15 protein-coding genes are annotated in these 19,134 nt (G+C 39.1%); 9 read left to right on the plus strand and 6 right to left on the minus strand.

The features are described 5' to 3' along the window. Positions 1–443 precede the first annotated feature (443 nt). Positions 444–1,829 carry a sensor histidine kinase gene (locus tag H6G08_RS14235; RefSeq protein ID WP_190543487.1) on the plus strand — a complete coding sequence of 462 codons (1,386 nt, stop codon included), beginning with the start codon at positions 444–446 and terminating at the stop codon, positions 1,827–1,829. Here H6G08_RS14235 and H6G08_RS14240 read toward each other — a convergent pair. Then, entirely contained in the window at positions 1,826–4,183 is a 2,358-nt protein-coding gene (locus tag H6G08_RS14240) for an HD family phosphohydrolase (RefSeq protein WP_242046154.1), read from the minus strand. The genes H6G08_RS14235 and H6G08_RS14240 overlap by 4 nt on opposite strands. Before the next feature lie 375 nt (positions 4,184–4,558). Here H6G08_RS14240 and H6G08_RS14245 point away from each other — a divergent pair, with 375 nt between their 5' ends. Further along, on the plus strand, positions 4,559–5,464 hold the full coding sequence (locus H6G08_RS14245; protein ID WP_242046155.1) for a DUF3267 domain-containing protein: 906 nt from the start codon (positions 4,559–4,561) through the stop codon (positions 5,462–5,464). A 258-nt stretch (positions 5,465–5,722) separates the two neighbouring features. Here H6G08_RS14245 and H6G08_RS14250 read toward each other — a convergent pair whose 3' ends face one another. Next, positions 5,723–6,550: a hypothetical protein gene (locus H6G08_RS14250; RefSeq protein ID WP_242046156.1), complete on the minus strand. Its 828-nt coding sequence runs from the start codon at positions 6,548–6,550 to the stop codon at positions 5,723–5,725. Between the two features lie 82 nt (positions 6,551–6,632). On the opposite strand from H6G08_RS14250, the gene H6G08_RS14255 reads away from it, so the two are divergent. Beyond that, on the plus strand, positions 6,633–7,397 hold the full coding sequence (locus H6G08_RS14255) for a thioesterase II family protein (protein ID WP_190543454.1): 765 nt from the start codon (positions 6,633–6,635) through the stop codon (positions 7,395–7,397). Positions 7,398–7,667: 270 nt separating this feature from the next. Here the strand turns inward: H6G08_RS14255 and H6G08_RS14260 are convergent, their stop codons facing one another. Further along, complete coding sequence (locus tag H6G08_RS14260) at positions 7,668–8,390, minus strand: hypothetical protein (protein WP_190543457.1); 723 nt, start codon at positions 8,388–8,390, stop codon at positions 7,668–7,670. A 1-nt stretch (position 8,391) separates the two neighbouring features. Continuing rightward, the gene (locus H6G08_RS14265; protein ID WP_190543462.1) at positions 8,392–10,491 is read right to left on the minus strand and encodes an acylase; all 2,100 of its coding nucleotides are present in this window, start codon (positions 10,489–10,491) and stop codon (positions 8,392–8,394) included. A gap of 337 nt (positions 10,492–10,828) precedes the next feature. Here H6G08_RS14265 and H6G08_RS14270 point away from each other — a divergent pair, with 337 nt between their 5' ends. Together H6G08_RS14270 and H6G08_RS14275 are read left to right on the plus strand one after the other, a co-directional pair. Next, positions 10,829–10,999 carry a hypothetical protein gene (locus H6G08_RS14270; RefSeq protein WP_190543465.1) on the plus strand — a complete coding sequence of 57 codons (171 nt, stop codon included), beginning with the start codon at positions 10,829–10,831 and terminating at the stop codon, positions 10,997–10,999. 124 nt (positions 11,000–11,123) lie between these two features. After that, the gene (locus H6G08_RS14275) at positions 11,124–12,047 is read left to right on the plus strand and encodes a bile acid:sodium symporter family protein (RefSeq protein WP_190543467.1); all 924 of its coding nucleotides are present in this window, start codon (positions 11,124–11,126) and stop codon (positions 12,045–12,047) included. Positions 12,048–12,347: 300 nt separating this feature from the next. Here H6G08_RS14275 and H6G08_RS14280 read toward each other — a convergent pair whose 3' ends face one another. Then, positions 12,348–14,552 (minus strand): sensor histidine kinase, encoded by a 2,205-nt coding sequence (locus tag H6G08_RS14280; RefSeq protein ID WP_199322571.1) that lies wholly within the window; start codon positions 14,550–14,552, stop codon positions 12,348–12,350. A 668-nt stretch (positions 14,553–15,220) separates the two neighbouring features. After that, positions 15,221–15,592 (minus strand): hypothetical protein, encoded by a 372-nt coding sequence (locus H6G08_RS14285; protein WP_190543470.1) that lies wholly within the window; start codon positions 15,590–15,592, stop codon positions 15,221–15,223. A 1,222-nt stretch (positions 15,593–16,814) separates the two neighbouring features. On the opposite strand from H6G08_RS14285, the gene H6G08_RS14290 reads away from it, so the two are divergent. The 4 genes from H6G08_RS14290 (at position 16,815) to H6G08_RS37505 (ending at position 19,107) form a co-directional block, all read left to right on the plus strand. Beyond that, a complete protein-coding gene (locus H6G08_RS14290) occupies positions 16,815–17,039 on the plus strand; it encodes a hypothetical protein (protein WP_190543473.1) in 225 nt (74 codons plus the stop codon). 374 nt (positions 17,040–17,413) lie between these two features. Further along, the gene (locus H6G08_RS14295; RefSeq protein ID WP_190543476.1) at positions 17,414–17,701 is read left to right on the plus strand and encodes a hypothetical protein; all 288 of its coding nucleotides are present in this window, start codon (positions 17,414–17,416) and stop codon (positions 17,699–17,701) included. Positions 17,702–18,116: 415 nt separating this feature from the next. Next, on the plus strand, positions 18,117–18,296 hold the full coding sequence (locus tag H6G08_RS14300) for a hypothetical protein (protein ID WP_190543478.1): 180 nt from the start codon (positions 18,117–18,119) through the stop codon (positions 18,294–18,296). Between the two features lie 472 nt (positions 18,297–18,768). Then, on the plus strand, positions 18,769–19,107 hold the full coding sequence (locus H6G08_RS37505) for a hypothetical protein (protein ID WP_242046157.1): 339 nt from the start codon (positions 18,769–18,771) through the stop codon (positions 19,105–19,107). Positions 19,108–19,134: the final 27 nt, after the last annotated feature.

Here is a 19,134-nt window from a genome sequence, read left to right on the forward strand (position 1 = left end):
CCTAATAATTAAAATTCTCCAAACTCGTTATTTTTAACAGCTTGGAGAAGGTATGGTGTTATAGAGGTTAATTCAATTCTTAGCTTAACAATCATTAGTGGAGATAATGGGCAGAAATCGGGTAGAAATCGGGTAGTTACCTGAACCTCGATCAATTTAACCACAGAGTCACAGAGAACACAGAGAGAGAAAACCGATTTTCTGACTCACCAGGAAATCGCTAATTCTAAAATAGCCTGTTGAATTTTGCGGAAAGCTGCGTGCGGTGAAGCACTTGCGGTGGACGGGTTTCCCGGCATAAGCAAAGTGGTGAACCCGATTCCTCCCAACCTGGCAAACTTTCCAAGACGAATTTTGAATTCCGCCCTGCGGTACTAGGGTTTGCAGCTAGTAAAATTGTTGGGAGAGTATTGCGTGCTGTGACCATGAAAAAATTTCGGATGATGCAATGGTCACCAGAAGGTACATGGATTGCTTCTGGTTTTGGTTTATCTTTATTGTTAATGGGTATTGTTAGCTTCATTTCTTACCAAAATGCTACTCAGTTAATTGCCAGTAGTAATAAAGTGAAACATACACATGAAGCAATGAAGAACTTGATTGATATTTTTGCTACTTTGACTGATGCGGAAGCTGGACGTAGGGGATATATTTTGTTTAATGAGCAATCGGAACTCAAACGTTATGAACAGTCGATGCAAAGCCTGAATGCGAAAGTCGAGAAGTTACAACAACAACTGGCTAAGGATTCATCTCAACAGCAGCAAATCATCCAGTTAAAAACTTTAATATCTCAAAGAGTTGAACTTTACGGAGAATCACTAGAAAATCAAAAATTAGATCAATCAACATTTGCCCTGCAAGCTAATCAAATTAATCAAAGTCGTGACGAAATTCGCCAAATTTTGACTCAGTTGCAAGCTAGAGAAGAACAGTTACTAGAAATTTCGGTGCAACATTCGCAACATAATATTCACAACCGGATGTTGATTGAATTCCTGGGTACGGTGCTGAGTTTTGGTATTTTGTTAGCTGTTTATTCTTTGCTTTATCAACAATTAGTGAAGCGCCAAGAAGCGGAAGCCCTACAACGAACTTTAGCCCAAGAAAAAGAACTCAGTGAGATGAAACTGCGCTTTTTTTCGATGGTTTCTCACGAATTTCGCACACCTTTAAGTATTATTTTAGGCTCGGCACAATTGTTAGCTCAAAGCAATCAGCAGTGGACAGAAGAAAAGAAGCTAAAAAATCTGCATCGGATTCAGTCTTCTGCTAGGTCAATGAATCAATTGCTAACAGATATTTTGACTCTCACTAGAGCAGAAGCGGGGAAACTAGAATTTCATCCTGAAATTGTAGATCTAGAAGCATTTTGTCTGAACCTAATTGAGGATATTCAGTTTTGTAATCATCCACAACACCCGATTAAATTTTTTACCGAGAGTAACTGTACCCATGCCCAATTAGATGAAAATTTGCTCTATTCAATTCTCTGCAATTTACTGTCTAATGCCATAAAATACTCGCCTCAAGGCGCAGATATTTTGTTAATTCTCAGTTGTGAAGCAGATGCCATAATTTTTCAAGTTAAGGATTATGGTATAGGCATTCCTGCCGAGTTTAATCAGCATTTATTTGAGCCTTTTAATCGGGCAGAGAATGTTGGTAAAATTGTGGGTACAGGGCTAGGTTTAGCTGTGGTAAAAAAATGTGTGGAACTCCATCAGGGAGTAATTTCTGTTGCCAGTGAGGTAGGTGTGGGGACAACTTTTTCGGTGAAGATTCCACAAATTTTTAACACCATAATCAACTATAATAAAAATATCTAAAGTTTAGGATAGGCGATGCGTTGGTGATGAAATTGCTGCCAAACCTGGACAAAAACATGAGAAATTTGTGACATTTCTTGCCTAGTTAAACCTGAATCTACTAATTGACGATCTTGCCAACGTGCTTTGAGGATGTTATTTACCATTGCGAGTGCGGCTTCTGGGGTTGCATCTTTTTGCGCACGTAAAGCGGCTTCACAAGCATCAGCTAACATAGCAATTGCGGTTTCTCGCGACTGGGGAATGGGGCCATCATAGCGGAAATCTGATTCCTGCAATATTTGCTGCGGATTATCTTGCTGTTGCTGCTTGGCTTGTTGATAGAAATAGGCAATTAAAATTGTACCTTGGTGTTCGGGAATGAAGGCGCGAATGGCACTAGGCAATTTATATTGACGCGCCATTACCAAACCTTCACTCACATGCTTTTTAATAATTTCGGCACTTTTCCAGGGGTTATTAATCTCATCGTGTTTATTGGGGCTACCCATTTGATTTTCAATAAATCCTAGAGGATCGTGCATTTTACCGATGTCATGATACAGAACCCCAGCCCGCACGAGTTCTACATTACAATTTAAAGCTCTGGCGGCGGCTTCTGCTAAAGTCGCAACAAACAATGTATGCTGAAAAGTGCCAGGAGCTTCATGGGCTAGGCGTTTTAATAAAGGTCGGTTGGGATTGGATAATTCCGCTAGACGAATGGGTGTGACTAAATCAAATAAAGCTTCTAGGTAGGGACTTAACCCTAGTGCTAATATGCTCCAAATCAAGCCTGCTAAACTTTTGAGGGCGGCTGTACCTAACACAGTATACCAAAGGGGAGCGATCGCAGTATTCACTAACAAGTAAACTACTCCCTGGGTTAAGGCAATTAAGATACCCAAGGTAGCTAATTCTTCTCGCGTGCGCAGTCCTTCTCTACCGGGAAATCGCCATTGCCCTGCCATGAAGCCACCGAGAATGCCGCCAGCAGCACTAGGTATTAAATTATGCCAACTCATGCCGCTACCAATGGAGAGTAATATTGTCAGTAAACCCATGACAGTACCGCCAATGGCTGTACCGTAGAAGCTACCCACCAAAAGACCGATAGCAGGTAAGCCGGTCAATGATTTGCTCAAAAATAACAGCAACGGCGCACTGAGGATTAATAGGATAATTAAAATATAATCTTTACGTCTTAATTTAGCTTTAAACCGTATTTCTACCCAGCGAAAAATAGCCACCGCCAACCCAACAATGACTGTAAACTGTGTCAGACGCAGCCAATCGATACTGCGTTGACTCAACTGAAAGTAATCTAATAGAACAAAATTAGTTTGAGTGATTGTTGTGCCAGCTGAAACAATCACTTCACCTTTTGGAATGCTGACGATTATCGGTTTTACTGCTTTTGCTGCTTGTTCGGCAATTAGCTTGGTTTGTTCGATGTCTTTGACTAAATTGCCCTGAATCACAGCCAAAAGCAAGCGATTAGCTAAAGGTTGTGCTGTTTGGGGAATAGAAACACTTACTTGCATTGCGATCGCAGATTTCAAAGTATCTGGGGATATACCGGGATAGATACCCTGTGCTAGCATTCGCTCTAAAGTTTGTCTGACTTGGATTTGTGTTTTTTGCCAATCTGCATCAGCTAGATTTAAGAAACTCTCATCGTAAATGATTAGGGGTTGATTGTAGATGCTGTGGGTGTTTTGGGGAAATATCTCTTCGGGGTTGAGGGTAGTTAAAGCGAGATTGTAGTTCTGACGCGCAGAGGCGATCGCTTTTAATAGTTGAGTAAAAGCCTGGGGAGAGTTAAACTGACGGTAAGTTCGCAATTCTCTGACCGCTCGCTGTTGCTCAGAATTTAAGTTAGTAAAATTGCTATTTTTCTCCAAGGTTTGTAATAATATCTGCCATTGGGGTTGTGGTGCTTGTCGCAGATAAGTTTGCGTGGCAGTGGATAATATTGCAGTCTTATAAAAGGGAAAATTGCCCAATTGAGCGCGAATTTCTCTACCTTGTGTCAATAAAACCTGGAGATTTTGATAAATTTCCTCGTTTACTTCTCTATCCACCACCCACACTGCTGAAGCACCGCTATGAGCTTCTCGGCGTTTTTCCTCTGTAGTTGTTACATCTTCAACACTGGCTGAATAGGGTGCAATTAGGGTTTGTGGCGCTATCTTCCCCACATCCAATTTTGGTTGGTTATAAAAACGGTAGCCTAATCCACTAGAGATACAAAGTACAACCAATACCAGCATCCCTAAAGAATAGACAGGTTTTTTGATGCTTTTATTAGCCTTTGATACTTGTCGAATTTCTGTTTTGACTGTGAACCAGAACCTGAAAAGTAGAGTAGTCATTTTACTCAAGTAGCGACGAATCAAGAGACAGCGCCTACTCTTGGGTAAAGTTTGCTTGTAAGGCTTACGAAATAAACTCACACATTACTCCCAAAAAGTACACCGGTTTATTGATTGTGAAGTCTACTTAGGCGATATTATTCTCACTGACTCATCTATTTTATCGAGAATTTTAGGAAATTCTGGCAGATTATTTACAGCCTTATTCGTCAACTACGATAATTTATGGCAACGTCTTTAATTGTCTAGATAAATTTTCATATTTGCTCGTCTAATAGAGAATTTATATCACAATAAGCTAATAATCTAACTCTCCAGAGGGAGTAAACAGAAGCGAGAAATTATTAGTCTGGAACCTAAGGCTAGGAAATAGCAATGATTATGCATATTGCCAATCGTCATCAACCAATTTATATATTCCATCTCACGCCAGAAATATCACTAATTTGGACTGCTTTAGGTTCATTATTGCTCATCCTTGCAGCCGCCGCTAGCAGTTGGTATTATGCAATGATTCATGCAGAAACTGTCATTTTTCGTCTAGATAGTTCTGGCGGTGGATTGGAAACAGGAATTATCTCCTTTTTAGGTTGGTTAATCATTACTTTTGGCACAATAATTGTCCATGAATTATTACATGGAATTGCATTTGCCACTTTTGGTGGTTCACCGCATTATGGGTTTAAAGTTAAATATTTCATGCCGTTAGCTTATGCAACTTCACCGGGCAATTTTTTCCGCCGCAATATTTTTATAATCATTGCTCTAGCACCATTGCTAGTCATTGATATTGGATGTTTAGTACTATTAGCAATTTTTCCCCAAGCAACTTGGTTAATTTGGGTGATTGCATTAAATACAGGCGGTGCAATTGGTGATATATGGATGACTGTGCAATTACTACGCTGTCCGCCATCAATTCGAGTTGAAGATAGAAAAGAAGGTATAGCAATTTATGCACCTCCTGATGTAACTCGTCAACAGCTTCCTTTTAATCGCATCGATAACAATCGAATGCATTCTACTGGCAAATTTTGGTTAAATCTCACCTTGATGATTTTGGTGTTGCTGCTGATTTCTAGTTTTTTGCTGATACCGTTGTTAAAAATGTTAGAAGTGCCTTCATTTATTATTGGTAATAATAATTTCTGGATTCTGCGTTGGCAAAATACAGCAACAGGATTTAGCCTGGGGTTTAACTGGATATCGGTTTTAATCATGATTGTAACTTTATGTTTATTAGGATTTGTAGTGAATCTGGTTCAACGCCGCTTGCAATAAGGCTAGTTTATCAACTATAGGACTTACGCACCGAACACAAAAACCCTCACAAGGGTGGTCAAAAGTCAAAAGTCAATGGTCAAAATTCAGGTTCTTGGACTATGGACTATGGACTATTGACCATTGACAAAAAGCATGAAAAATATCTGACACTGCGTAAGTCAGAAACTACTTAATTTGGTCAATAAATTCGTGCTAAAATTCAGGCGATCGCTAGCTTCACCTCCAGCCGATATCAGTTAATTATATTAGTGAAAATTACTCGGCAGGATAGATAATTTTCGTAACTAAAACAGGCCTATTACCATACTCAGCATCTAAACTGCTTTTTGCTTCTAGGCTCCAAGTAAACTTATAGTCTCTCTCAATTTCCGCAGCAACAAACGGACGAATTTCACCAACTGCTGATACCATTTGACCTTGATTTATAGTTACTTGGGGAGAGGTTGTTAATAACAATAGTAAATCTTGCCCGCCAAACCAGCGATTTTTATCTATTGTTAATAAAATAGAACTGCGGATAGTTGCGACTTTCCCCGTGACGATAACATTACTACCATAATATTTTTGCGGATTTTGCATTATTTGATTAAGTTGGGGTACTAGGGCAAGTTCGCGAGCAATAATCGCAGGTTTATTAAGATATTTTCTATAATATTTATCCTCTAACTTAAGATTAAACTCTCGTTCAATTTCGGGAATTACTAAATTGCGCAATTTACCAGTAACTTGTACGGCTACATTTTGTTCAACTGGTAAATCGAAAGCCTTACTTGAAGCATTCACAACTATAATAGGTTGACCGCGAAAAAATCGATCATCACTAATTTTAAATGAACTTAAACCAATTTTTTTAATTACTCTGCTTCTAATTGTTACACTTTTATGCATCAATGCGTCTGCATTGTGAGTAGTTTCTGATGTATTAGTAAAATTAGCTTGTGAATTAAACAAGCTACCACCTCTCACGAGCATAGCCAAGCCTAGCAGGAACATTAATCCTAATATATAACCAAGCCCTGCTAATAAACTTTTATTTGGAGAATTATTCTTACCCTGATTTTGGTTATTTTTTAAGCTATTCATAGAAAAATATTTCTCAATGGCAGATATAGAAATTTTGATAATGATAGATTAATATTCTATATCGAAGCTAATTCAACTTGCCATGAAATCAAATATATCAAATCTAAATTCCTGGGTAATTTGTCCCAAGAGTAATCCGCAAGCACAATTGCGTTTATTTTGCTTTCCTTATGCGGGGGGTAGTTCTTTCATTTTTCGGAATTGGGTAGAATTTCTCCCATCATCTATAGAATTATGTGCGGTTGAACTTCCAGGTAGAGGAAGGCAAATGAATTTACCGCCATATAATCAATTAGTGCCGCTTGTAGATGCGATCGCTTCCTACATACACCCATATTTAGATAAACCATTTGCCTTTTTTGATCATAGCATGGGCGCTTTAGTCAGCTTTGAGCTAGCTCGTTTACTTCGCAAAAAGTATAATATTCTGCCAGTTCATCTGTTTATTTCTGCGCGTCGCGCTCCCCAAATTCCGCCTATCACTCCACCAATTCATAACCTTTCCGAATCCGCTTTTCGAGAAAAACTGCGTCATCTCAACGGTACACCACCAGCAGTATTAGAAAATGCCGAATTGATGCAGATATTTGTCCCCATTATACGGTCTGATTTTGCTGTTTTGGAAACTTATATTTATACCCCAGAAGCACCTCTAGAATGTCCGATTACAGCTTTTGGTGGCTTAGAAGATGCAGAAGTTAGTCGCGATAACCTGGAAGCATGGCAACAGCAAACTCAGGCTAATTTTAATTTACAGATGTTTCCAGGAAATCACTTTTTTTTGCATTCTGCACAATCACTTTTATTAGAAAGTTTGAGCAAATATTTAGTAGAGTATTTGGGATAATAAATAGTCATTGGTTATTTGTGATTTTTTTGGAGGTAAGACAATTTATTTGTGAGGCTGCATAATAATTACTTTTTTTAAACGCAAAGGTACGCTAAGGTTAACGCAAAGGTACGCAGAGTTTTTTATGTTCCAGATTCGCGAAAATAATTATTTGCAGCTTCATATGAAATTGGTTAAATCCTAAGAATAACAAATGACTAATGACTATTGACTATTGACTGTTGACTATTGACCAATGACAAATGACTATTGACTATTGACAACACCTTATTTAAGTTCATTGATGAGCCTCAGAGTAGCTTGTGAAGATAAGCCAATACAGGCTGCTAGTTCTTCTAATGCTAGGCGTTCTCTTGCATTTGTATTTAGCATCTCTGTTGCAGCTGCTACATATTCAGGGTTCGCTAGACTTACTGGTTGAGCAACAGTTACTTGAGAATTAACACTAGCAATTCGCTCAGTTTTTCCTACCGTCGGGGTAATTTGTTGCATTCGATAAGCGGCTATTTTTGTGGCTTGTTGGGCTTGTAGGTAAGCAAGGTAGTATTGTATAACTGCTAGGCGTTTTTGCTGTTTGGTTTCATGCCAGCGAGCTTGTCTTATAGGTAATTCGTTAATGACGTTTAATAGCCTAATTGGGTCAATTGTGATGGAAATGCCAAAACTACGCTCGCTTTCGGATAATATCTCTGGCAAGTTGTAATTAGTTGTCGTTTGAGATGGTGAGAGTTCCACAGTCAAAACATCGGTGAATGCACTCCATCCCATAGCCGCTTTGGCTTCCCGTACTTGGGATGACTGACTTAGAGCGATCGCCACTAATAACTCGATAATTTTACCATCGCGATCGCTAATTTGCGTCTGTAGCTCAAACTCTGCTGAACTATTCACCTGTTGATTTTCTGACAACGCTGGTAAAGGTAAACTCACCAGCGCGAACATTAGCAGGATTTTCCCACCATACTTGCAGATTTGTGATACATAACTCATGTCAAAAAGCTTGGCGTTGCTCCAAGTGTGCTAATATCTCTGCACGAGTTCGCCAAACAGAACGCAATTGCTTACGTGCAAATAGTGGTAATTGATCGCTAATATGGGGCGAACCGGGTTGAGTGGCGTTACCGTAACTAAGTAAAGCCTTGGCTGTGACTGGCTGAGAAAATTCAATCGCCGCTACATAACTATCCCCAGCAACTGCTTGAAAGCGTTCATTTTTAGAGGGTGCAAAATTGAGAACGCGGAATATTCCTAGATCGCCTTCACCGCCATTTGCAGGTAAATCGAGGTTACCGCTACGCAAACGAAAAACTTCACCCCAAGCTACATCTATTTTGCCATAAGCTTTTTCGACTTTTGTTGCGGCTATTTGTAGAGCCTGTACAGCGCTTTTGGGATCTTTCAAACCATCGGGTGTAGTCAGGGGAGATTTCTCACTCCAAGGAATACTAAAGATATTATCTTCGTCTATTTCTTGCCACCAGAAAGAAAACAAGACTGCACCGCGACTATCAGCATTAGCTTGGCGATTCCAAGTTGCCAAAATATTAGCCGCACGCCGAGTTAATTCATCACCATATTGTTGTGCGGCGGGAATTAAATCGTCAAGGATGCGTTCTGCGACTTCCATTTTCGTAGAATGTTTATACTCAATCATTTCTGCAAAGGAAATTTTCCTATCTTCAGCCAACATTTTGGCGGAACGTTGGGCGCGAAAAGGCATGTATCCTCTAGGAGCCATATATGCAGGGTAATCATCGGCTTTAATCGCAGTTGGAAAGGTAGTTGTCCAAGGTGGATCGTTAGCATTTTGCAACCAACCGCTAGCAGGATCGATGATACGCGGTAAATCTGCGTCAGGGTGCATCTTTGTCCACAGAGTTTTGGCTGTGTCACCAGGAATTAAGCCTTCCCAATATTTATAGTCTCCCTCTTGGCGAATCGGTACAAGACCGTTAAATAGGTGCATGATATGCCCTTCTCTATCTGCATACATCACAGTAAACATGGGTAGCTGCAAACGCTGTAATACTGTTTGAAATTCCCTGAGGTTTTGGGCGGCTGCCATATCCCACCATTGTTGCAACACGCCAGGACGATCGCTACCGACAACTCGCAGCGCTAAAGCTTTACCTGGTTTTTCTTGAACTATTGCACCGTGAATGGAACTTTTGACTATTAATGGTTGTTCTACAAAAGAGCCGTCTTTTTGTTTGATTTTTAACGCTAAATTTTCTTGAGTAAAAGGACGGACTTGACCGTCAAAAATATAACCGCCATCAGCTAATTTCAACTCGTATAAATCCCAACCATCATGGGTATTGACGGTATGAGTCCACCCTAAACTATCGTTAAAGGCGATCGCTAAAACTGGAATTCCCACTAAGGTTGCACCATAAGCATTCATCCCCGGCGCAGTAATTTGCGCTTCGTACCAAAGAAATAAATCTGACCAAAATAAGTGGGGATTAGCTAACAACATCGCCTTCCCACTCGCAGAATGCTTGGGTGCGATCGCCCAACCGTTAGAACCTGCCTCCGGTTGACTGTGAGTATTATCTGCTACCTGTTGTGGATTAACTATAAACGTAAAATACAGCACCCTCTGTAAGTGGGCGAAGACATCCTCTGGCTTTATAGGTAAGACTATTTCTACTTCATCGTCTATTAAATCTGCATGTGCCTTAGCATAAGTATTTATCCCCTCAGCAAAGGCATTAATATAACTTTTAAAAGCTGGGCTTTGTGCTTGATACCAAGAATTAGCACGATTGGGTACGCCCATTGTCAATACCCATTGATCGGATTCTAAAAATTCTTCTCCCCAATACTCTGCGGCTTTTCCCCTAGCTTGACCGTAGAGGCGTAACAGTAAATTAGCATGACTTTGCATTTGTGCCCAACCAAACGCCCGAAAAGCGCTTTGAGCGTCTTTACCATATATATGCGGTATACCGTAGGTATCCCATAAAATTTCTGTAGTTCTGGGTGTAGCTGCAAAATTATGATTGGCAGAAACCACAATCAAAATAGCACTGAGGATTAAAGCTAAAAATCTCCATGATTTTTCTTTCACGATTTGAAGCTTGACCATAAATACACCCTAAAATTCAACATCATAGATAGATTGGCAAAGATACAGCAGATTGCCAGTTGGTGAGGTAGAAACCATCGTTGATTGTAGGGGCACTGGCACTGCCATGCCCCGAAGCGCGTACCTCATTTACCTGAAATATCCTGTAAGTAGAGACACCAGAGGCAGAAAATTGAGATTTACTCTCAACTGAGAATTATAGAGTATTGCAAATACTTCTCAACTTGTTGTGAAAGTATAATGACAGAAAATGTATTAAATATTCAAGTATGATTCAGATAATGGTTCTTCTGTCGCAGCTTTTATAGTGTCAGAACTGCAAAATTTATGCAAAAATATGTCAGGATATCTAGAGATATTGAAATACCTTAGCACTAGCTTTTACTGTCAACAGTCAACAGTCAACGGTCAACAGTCAACAGTCAACAGTCAACGGTCAACGGTCAACAGTCAACAGTCAACGGTCAACAGCCTTAAGGATAGATTGTGCAAATTAACAGCAGAATAGCCGATCGGGGCGCATCTGGGCGCATTTCGTTGTAAAGTGACAATGTGGGATATCAGCACAATGTAGAAATCACCAGCCTATTCCCCAAGCCTCAAAAGTTGCGATCGCGATCCAAATTCAGTCAATGTCCTACCAAATTAATCGTTTCATTAAATTTACCCAAGATTTATTTTTTCTTTGGGTATTAATTGGTGCTGTTGGTGGTTATTTATTCCCCAAAATCGCCGCCAGTGGTAGCGGTAATATCTCCATCGCGCTGGGAGTAGTGATGTTAGGAATGGGTTTAACCATCACTATTGAGCAATTACAAAGCTTACGCCAGGCTAGTAGAGCCGTTGTTTTGGGAGTGTTACTACAATTTACGATTATGCCACTCTTGGGATGGTTAGCGGCAACAGCTTTGAGATTACCACCGATGTTAGCATTAGGCGTAATTCTTGTAGGTGCTAGTCCGGGCGGAACAGCTTCAGAAGTAATTACTTTTTTGGCTCGTGGTGATGTATCTTTATCTGTAGCCATCACAACTGCTTCTACAATCCTCAGCCCGATTATTACACCAGCTTGGATTTGGTTACTCAGTGCAAATTGGGTGGATATTAAGCCGTTATCTTTAATTACTACTACAGTACAATTTGTCCTCTTACCAGTAATATTAGGAATTGGGCTACGGCGTTTTTGGACTCCTAATAAATTTGTGATTGACGGCATACTCCCGCTAGTTTCTATGTTCGCAATTGTTTGGATTATTACAACAATTGTCGGCTTAAATCACGAGCGATTATTTATTACGCCAATCGTCATCGTAGCGGTAGTTTTACATAATGTTTTGGGTTTAATTTTGGGTTATTTCGGTGCTGCGATCGCAGGTCAATCACCTGCTATTTGTCGGACAATTTCTATAGAGGTAGGAATGCAAAATTCTGGTTTAGCTGTAGCCTTAGCGATCGCACATTTTGAACCCCTAGCAGCCATACCAGGTGCTATATTTAGCGTCTGTCACAATCTTACAGGTTCGCTCATAGCCGCAATTTGGCGGAGAAGTTCTTAACACTTCGCAGTGAAACTGAGTCAGGCGATGTAATGACAATAATGCCAAGGGCTGTCATTTATTATTGGTCATTTGTCATTGCTCAATACAGTTCAGATAAGCCTTGTTTCTCCCTCTGCTTCCTCTGCTTCCTCTGCTTTTGTTTGTAACCTAGTGGTCTGTCCCATTAATTTTGCTGGGTAAAAAACGAACCGCGAAGACGCGAAGTCCGCGTTCGACGAAGTCGTTCCCGAAGGGTAGGAAGAGAAAAGAAGAAGAAACTTACCATACATAATTAATGAGACAAAGCACTAGTTTGGTTTAGAGAATTTTTTGTTGAATAGGTATTTGGATTTTCAACTCTGTTCCTTGACCTTGGGTGGAGAAACAATCTAATTTTCCACCATGCTTTTCTGTAATAATTTGATAGCTGATAGCCATACCCATACCTGTGCCTTTACCTACAGGTTTAGTAGTAAAGAAGGGGTCAAAAATGCGGTTTTTCACATTTACTGACATTCCCGGGCCATTATCTGCGATCGCAATTTCCACCCACTGAGTATCAATTACATCAGTATGAATAGTAATTCTGCTAAGATTTTCCCGGTGCTGTACATAGGTACCCTGGATGTTGACCTCATCTAAGGCATCAATGGCGTTGAGAAGAATATTCATGAAAACTTGATTGAGTTTACCGGGATAGCATTCTACTGGCGGTAAATCGCCATAGTCGCGAATGACTTCAATTGCTGGATGTTCTGGCTGCTCTTGCAGGCGATGTTGCAAAATTAACAGTGTACTTTCAATTCCCTCATGAATATTTACAGCTTTAAATTCTGATTCATCTATGCGCGAAAAGTTGCGCAGCGATAGCACAATACTGCGAATGCGATCGGTTCCCATTTTCATGGAAGATAGCATTTTCTGCATATCTTCACTCATAAACTCTAAATCTATTTCTTCTGCTAGGGCTTGTATTTGCGAATCGGTATCAGGATAGCGTTCTTGGTAGAGGTGAAGCATCCTCAGTAAATCTTGCGTATACTCGTTGAGATGAGCAATATTGCCGTGAATAAAGTTCACCGGATTATTAATTTCATGGGCTACCCCTGCTACTAGCTGACCTAAACTAGACATTTTCTCGCTTTGAATTACCTGAGCTTGGGTGCGTTGCAACTCACTTAAAGCAGTTTTCAGTTCAGCAGTTCGTTCTTCTACTCTATCTTCTAGTTCTGCTTTGCTAACTTCTAAAGCAGTAAAAGATTCACTTAACTGCTGTGCCATGTTATTAAATGCTAGCGCCAAAATGTTGAGTTCCTGAATATTATTAGTATCCACCTTTTGGTCTAATTTACCAGAGGCGATCGCCTGACTGGCTAATTTCATCCGCAAAATTGGCTGAGTAATCCAAACTGAGGTGAGATAACCAATAAAAATTGCTACAGCTAATGCTGTCATACAAAGGGCAATAGTAGTTTTATTATTAGCATTAATGTTCGCCATAAAGGCTTTTTCTGGTACAGAAACCACCACCAGCCAATCTAGTCCATATTCGTCGTGCCAGGGAGTAACATAGACAAAATTAGTTTCTCCTTGCAATTTAAAGTGCAATTTTTGCCGTTGATTAATCGACTCAAAGCGGTGTGCTTGTTGCTGAATGTTTTGGGCAATTGCTTTAACTATGGGGTCTGGAATTTCGGTAGCTCGTAACCTTTGAATTTGCTGATTAACTAGGGCGAACGGTTGATAATTGCTGGAATTGGCAATCAACATCCCATTCCGTTCCATAATAAAAACCTGTCCTGTCCGGCTAACATCCAAACTTTGTAAAAATTTACTCAATTTCAATAGATGAATATCTGCACCAACCATCCCGATCAATCGATTTTGAGCGTCATAGATAGGGCGACCTGTAGCAGCAGTAATATATGAATCGTTGTCGCCATTCCAACTGTAAATCCGCGACCAAATAGGTTTACCTGCTTTGATTGGTTCAGAATACCACGTTTCCTGAGAATTGTTGTAATCAAAGGTGTTATTAATAATGGTACGATTACCTAGTTCATCAGTAGCATAGTTTTTGCCATTTTTAGGTAATTTAGCGCCCCAATCATCAATTGTGATTGTTTTCCCGTCGTAGCGTGCGGCTCCGGCTCCTTCACCAGTTGTCAACCCAATGCCAATATAGGTGAGATCGTAGGCTTGCATGAGTTTCCAAAAATACTTGCTTAAAGTTTGGCGATCGCGCACATCCAATAATCCCATTGCAATGGCATCAGCATTAATTTGGTTAACCTTGTGGGGAATAGCCAGGTAAGAATTCAGGTGTTGCTCAACTATGCTATTGGTTCGATCCATCAATTGATCTGCCAATTCTTGCACGGCTTTCTGCCCATTTTTAAATGATATGTAGCCAACCAAACCAACGGCGGCGAAAATTTGCACTACAAATGGCACAATGAGAACCATCTGTAATGGGAAAGCTTTAACTTTGCTTGATTTATGCTCTTTTATATCTGTGTTCATTGCCTTCCCACCAACAGTTAATTAATTACGATCTGTGAGTTTTTATCGTTACATTGCTATTATTCCCACTTAAAAAAGCAGAGTTTTTAAATCAATCAAAAAGTTTTGCTGTTTACTAATAAATTAGGACTTACGCAGTGTCAGATATTTTTCATGCTTTTTGTCAATGGTCAATAGTCCATAGTCCAAAAACCTGAATTTTGACCATTGACTTTTGACTTTTGACCACCCTTGTCAGGGTTTTTGTGTTCGGTGCGTAAGTCCTATAAATAAGGGTAGCAATAAGTTTTATTACCTATTGATGAAAAGCAAGCACTAAAAGTTGGTTCTCAAAGACATATTTTTCAGCCAGTCGAGGCAGATAATCTAGTGAGGGCGAAGATTAACTTAATGAAAAATTTTTGATGTAAATAATATGAGTTAGATTTAGCAGAGATTTAATGAATAATCACGATTAATTGTAGACTTTTCCTCCTTTATGAAATTGGTAGTTAAATCAATACGGTTGAGTTAGTGTCAAAAATCTTAAAATGCGTAGGTTGGGTTGAGGAACGAAACCCAACATTTCCAGTAGCTTTATCCTCCTTTATGAAATTGGTAGTTAAATAGCAGATTATCTCACAAATTTAAGATAAATCGCCTAGAGCGCGGCTTTTGATTTATCGTGCTTAACTACTAGGGTAGTCTTCTTCCGACAAAAGATTCTCGATATTAACTACTAACGGTATTTCACTAGCAATTGGCGGACTGACACTAATCATAGCTTTGTTAGCAAATAGTTTTAATTGCTGCGTCAGTTGGGGAATAATGCTGGTAATATTCTGGTATGGTTCTATATTATGGCAAACCAAAATTAACATCAGAATTCCCGAATTAATGCGGAAATACCAATGACAATTAGATAAGACAATACGTGTTGAGTGAACGCAGTTTTGATAAAAGAGTTGCTTAATTTTATCTTCAAGTTGTCTGAAAAGTATTTCACTCAATTTAATTGTCCGTTCTGAAGGTAAATCATCAGGATGCACTGGCTGATACATAATAATTTACAAGTAAGGTTAATCATTTTGATTGGGTAGAAATCCACAGCAAGTCTAACCATAACTGAGGATGATTTTCTTTCAGCCTTGTAGAGATTTGCAATTTCTTGGATTTCTACACAGCTTGATAAATACATCCAACCAATAACCACTAACTCGATCGATAAATTTGGGATGGATGGATAGCTGTGGGAGCAAGAGATGAATTTGCTATGTAGTAAATTTCAATCATGGCAAAATCTACCTATTGGGTGCGATCGCTCTAGGTATTTCCTACAGCTGATACTTATTGCCTACCAACCATAAAAGACTAAGTTTAGCTCTAGAAACTGTATCATATGCATCTTTTTACCAACTCAATTGGTAAAGAAAATATTATTTTTGCACAGACAATCTGTCAATGGCTAACAAATCAAGGCTTTCTCTCCCTCACCTGTTGGTGTTGCTTACCTGCTGCCAAAATTTTGGCTCTTAACAGCAAATTTGCATAATTCCGCGATGATTTTATAGATATCTGCATTACTTGTTAGCTAAATATTTGTGAATTGGTATGAGCAACGCTCAACTCCTACTCCCTCTATGTGATTTTAGCCTCAGATTTAGCCAAGATTGAGCATCCATCAATCTTCTGTTGCTTTAATTTTCTCTGTACGTAAGTTATTCCTTAATCTCTATGCTAAGATATCTGAATAGGGAATCAAAAGTGCAAAAGCAAAAATTATTCTGGGAAATTAGATAGAACCTAAAATGGAAGATTATGCTTTTGTGTAAGTAAATCTAATTAAAGTAAACGTAGCATTTTGTAACCAAAAATTGGTATTTTCTTGTATCAACCTAAAACTAGACAGTCTCATCTTTCCTTGGTAATGACAGCCTTAGCTGATAGGGAAGCATTGATAAGTTTGATATCTACAATAGGGAATTATGATACAAGGTTATTCACCCAAACTGCACCAGAAAAGTTATAAAATCAGTTGCAGTTGGCATAATTATGTTTATTGCGAACAAACTTTTCATGGATGTTCGTCAAGCTATAGTAAAGGAATCAAATTTCCGGTTTGGGTAAACCAACGGTTTGAGGAAATGAGGTTCTGATTCTACAATGTTGTAGAGGTATTGTAGCGTTTAAACATCGGTAGTAGTTCTAGCGTTTTAGACAGATATCGGTTTGCTTGCTGTTCATCAATTCTCTGGGATTATTTCACATTATTAATTACTCACTATGTTAAACTTTGCCTATTCATCGATTGCTCTAGGTTTAGCTTTACTTTGTTTAAGCATCACTCCAAAAATTAATAATTCGCTTGGGCAAATCTTAGCTTTATTATTTGCGACTTTTTGGTTATGTTCTAGTCTATTTTTTTCAATGATACCTATTGAATTAATATTAGCGATCGCTCTTTTTTATCTCACCCCCAAAGTTCATTTTTGGTCGCGGATCAAGTAAATTTAGTAAATCTAAATTATTTACAAAAATTTAAATACCAGATTTCTGACAGAAATTGGGTATTTTCTCATGAGGTAGCTAAATAACAATTTCACCAAGATAGATGATGCTTTGTTAATCAGACTTATTTATTGAAAAGAATAGTTATCGTACATAAAAGGGTTTAAGACCCCTACGTCTATACGTAGTATCATTTTCAGACGGGGATTTAAACCCCGACTGAAAATGTCTTTAATTTTGCGGAAAGTCTGATCGGAGGAAACCTCCGCTCAGAACTTTCCAAGAGAGAATTTTGAATTTTGAATTTTGAATTGTTAATAGATCCATCGTCAGCAAACCGATGTATCATAAAGGTAGCTTTACAAAAATCTACAATGATAGAACGCCCAATCAAGAAATCGGAACGTCAGGCTCAAGCCAATACTGACAAAAATTCGGAAAATTCGGCTGATTTACAGCCAGAGTCTAATCCTAGAAGCTCAAAATCGAAAGGTAATCGTTCCTCTGGTAAAGGGAAAAAATCATCTTTTGGTGAGGAAACCAAACAACAGGTTAGTCCCGCACTAGTAAGGGGGCCAAAACCTGTGAAACCGAAAGTTGATCTGAAAGCGGAAACGGAAACTGAAGCAGAACCTAGTGCTGAAGAATCTCAAGATTCATAGGGGATGAACTCAGCTTTCATCGCCTGCCTATGAGTAGTATATATACTTACTCACAGGTTATTGATAGCAAGAACATTGAAGTGTCAGGCAGTAAAATTCATTAACATTGTGACCAAGCAGGTTTGACTAGTTCATAATCCCACATCACATGATAATGCTTTTCTATTAGTTATCCAGAAAAGAACGCTCCACACAAATCAAATTGGATTGCTATATATCTTGAATAAAGATAATCTCAACATAAATAAAGCTCCTCACAGAAATATAGAGGAGCTTTAAATTTTTTAAACAGCTAATGACTAAAAATAATATAACTTCGCTGATAGATATAAGCGTCTGTCTATAGAAAGGCAATTGTATGAATTAAATTTGTCATTTAAATTACAAAAATTTTTAAATAAATGCGGAATAACTATTGTCAGGGAAACAAGCTCAACTAGCAATTTGGGCGATCGCTGATTTTAACCTATCGCAATTTAAATATCAAATTAAGCGATCGCATCTCTTGCGTCTGTCTGTTGCATTTGGTAGCCAAAACCGAGAATTTCTCTACCGTCACCTAACTGATCTCCTAATCCAGTTGCGTAAGTCCTGAGTACTACTAATCACACACTTTGGAAATCTTCTGTAATCGTTGCAGGCTGCTTGCAACAATCAATGTTTTAAGCTCGTCTAGGAAGTTAACATCCAACCTCCTAACTATACCTAGATTTTTCTCTAACTCAGGTCATAGAATACCGTTATTTAGCCAAGAACTAGTTAAGTAAGTCGGTGAGAAAAATTCAATGTATGTAAAGAAATATAAATTAACCGTAGGGTGTGTTATGCCATAGGCTAGCGCACCTTGAATTGTTGACGGTGAAGCAGCGCTGCGGGAGGGTTTCCCTCCGCAGGCGACTGCTGAACCCGAAGGGTGCGTTTACTCCGTCAGACAACACACCCTACATTTAAATTTCTTCACATAGTTTGAAATATTAGCGCCGACTTACTTATTTAGCGATCGCCTACAATATACGATAAATTGATCAATTTAAAGTATATTAGGAAATTATCTCAGAGGAATCAACGTGACTCCGCTAGGAAAGCCAAGAATTTCAGATAAAGCAAACCAGTTCACAGAGTCAGTCATTCGGGAAATGACGAGAGTCGCATTACAGTATGGTGCGGTGAACTTGGCGCAGGGATTTCCTGATTTTCCTTGTCCGCTAGAGTTGAAACAAGCAGCAATTGCCGCAATTACAGAGGATATTAGGGACTTCCAGAGAATAAAATATACAACTTATAAGAATGATAATCATTCTGGTGGGGAAGGAAGAGGTTGCCAACGGCAACCTCTTCCTTCCCTTTTTGTAGTAAATTCAATGATGATTCGATTTTTGAATGTACATAGGTGTCAATGGAATTAACAGATTCATTGAAAAACTTGTTGAAGG

It is taken from the genome of Calothrix anomala FACHB-343, from assembly GCF_014696435.1.
Classification (GTDB): domain Bacteria; phylum Cyanobacteriota; class Cyanobacteriia; order Cyanobacteriales; family Nostocaceae; genus Aulosira; species Aulosira anomala_A.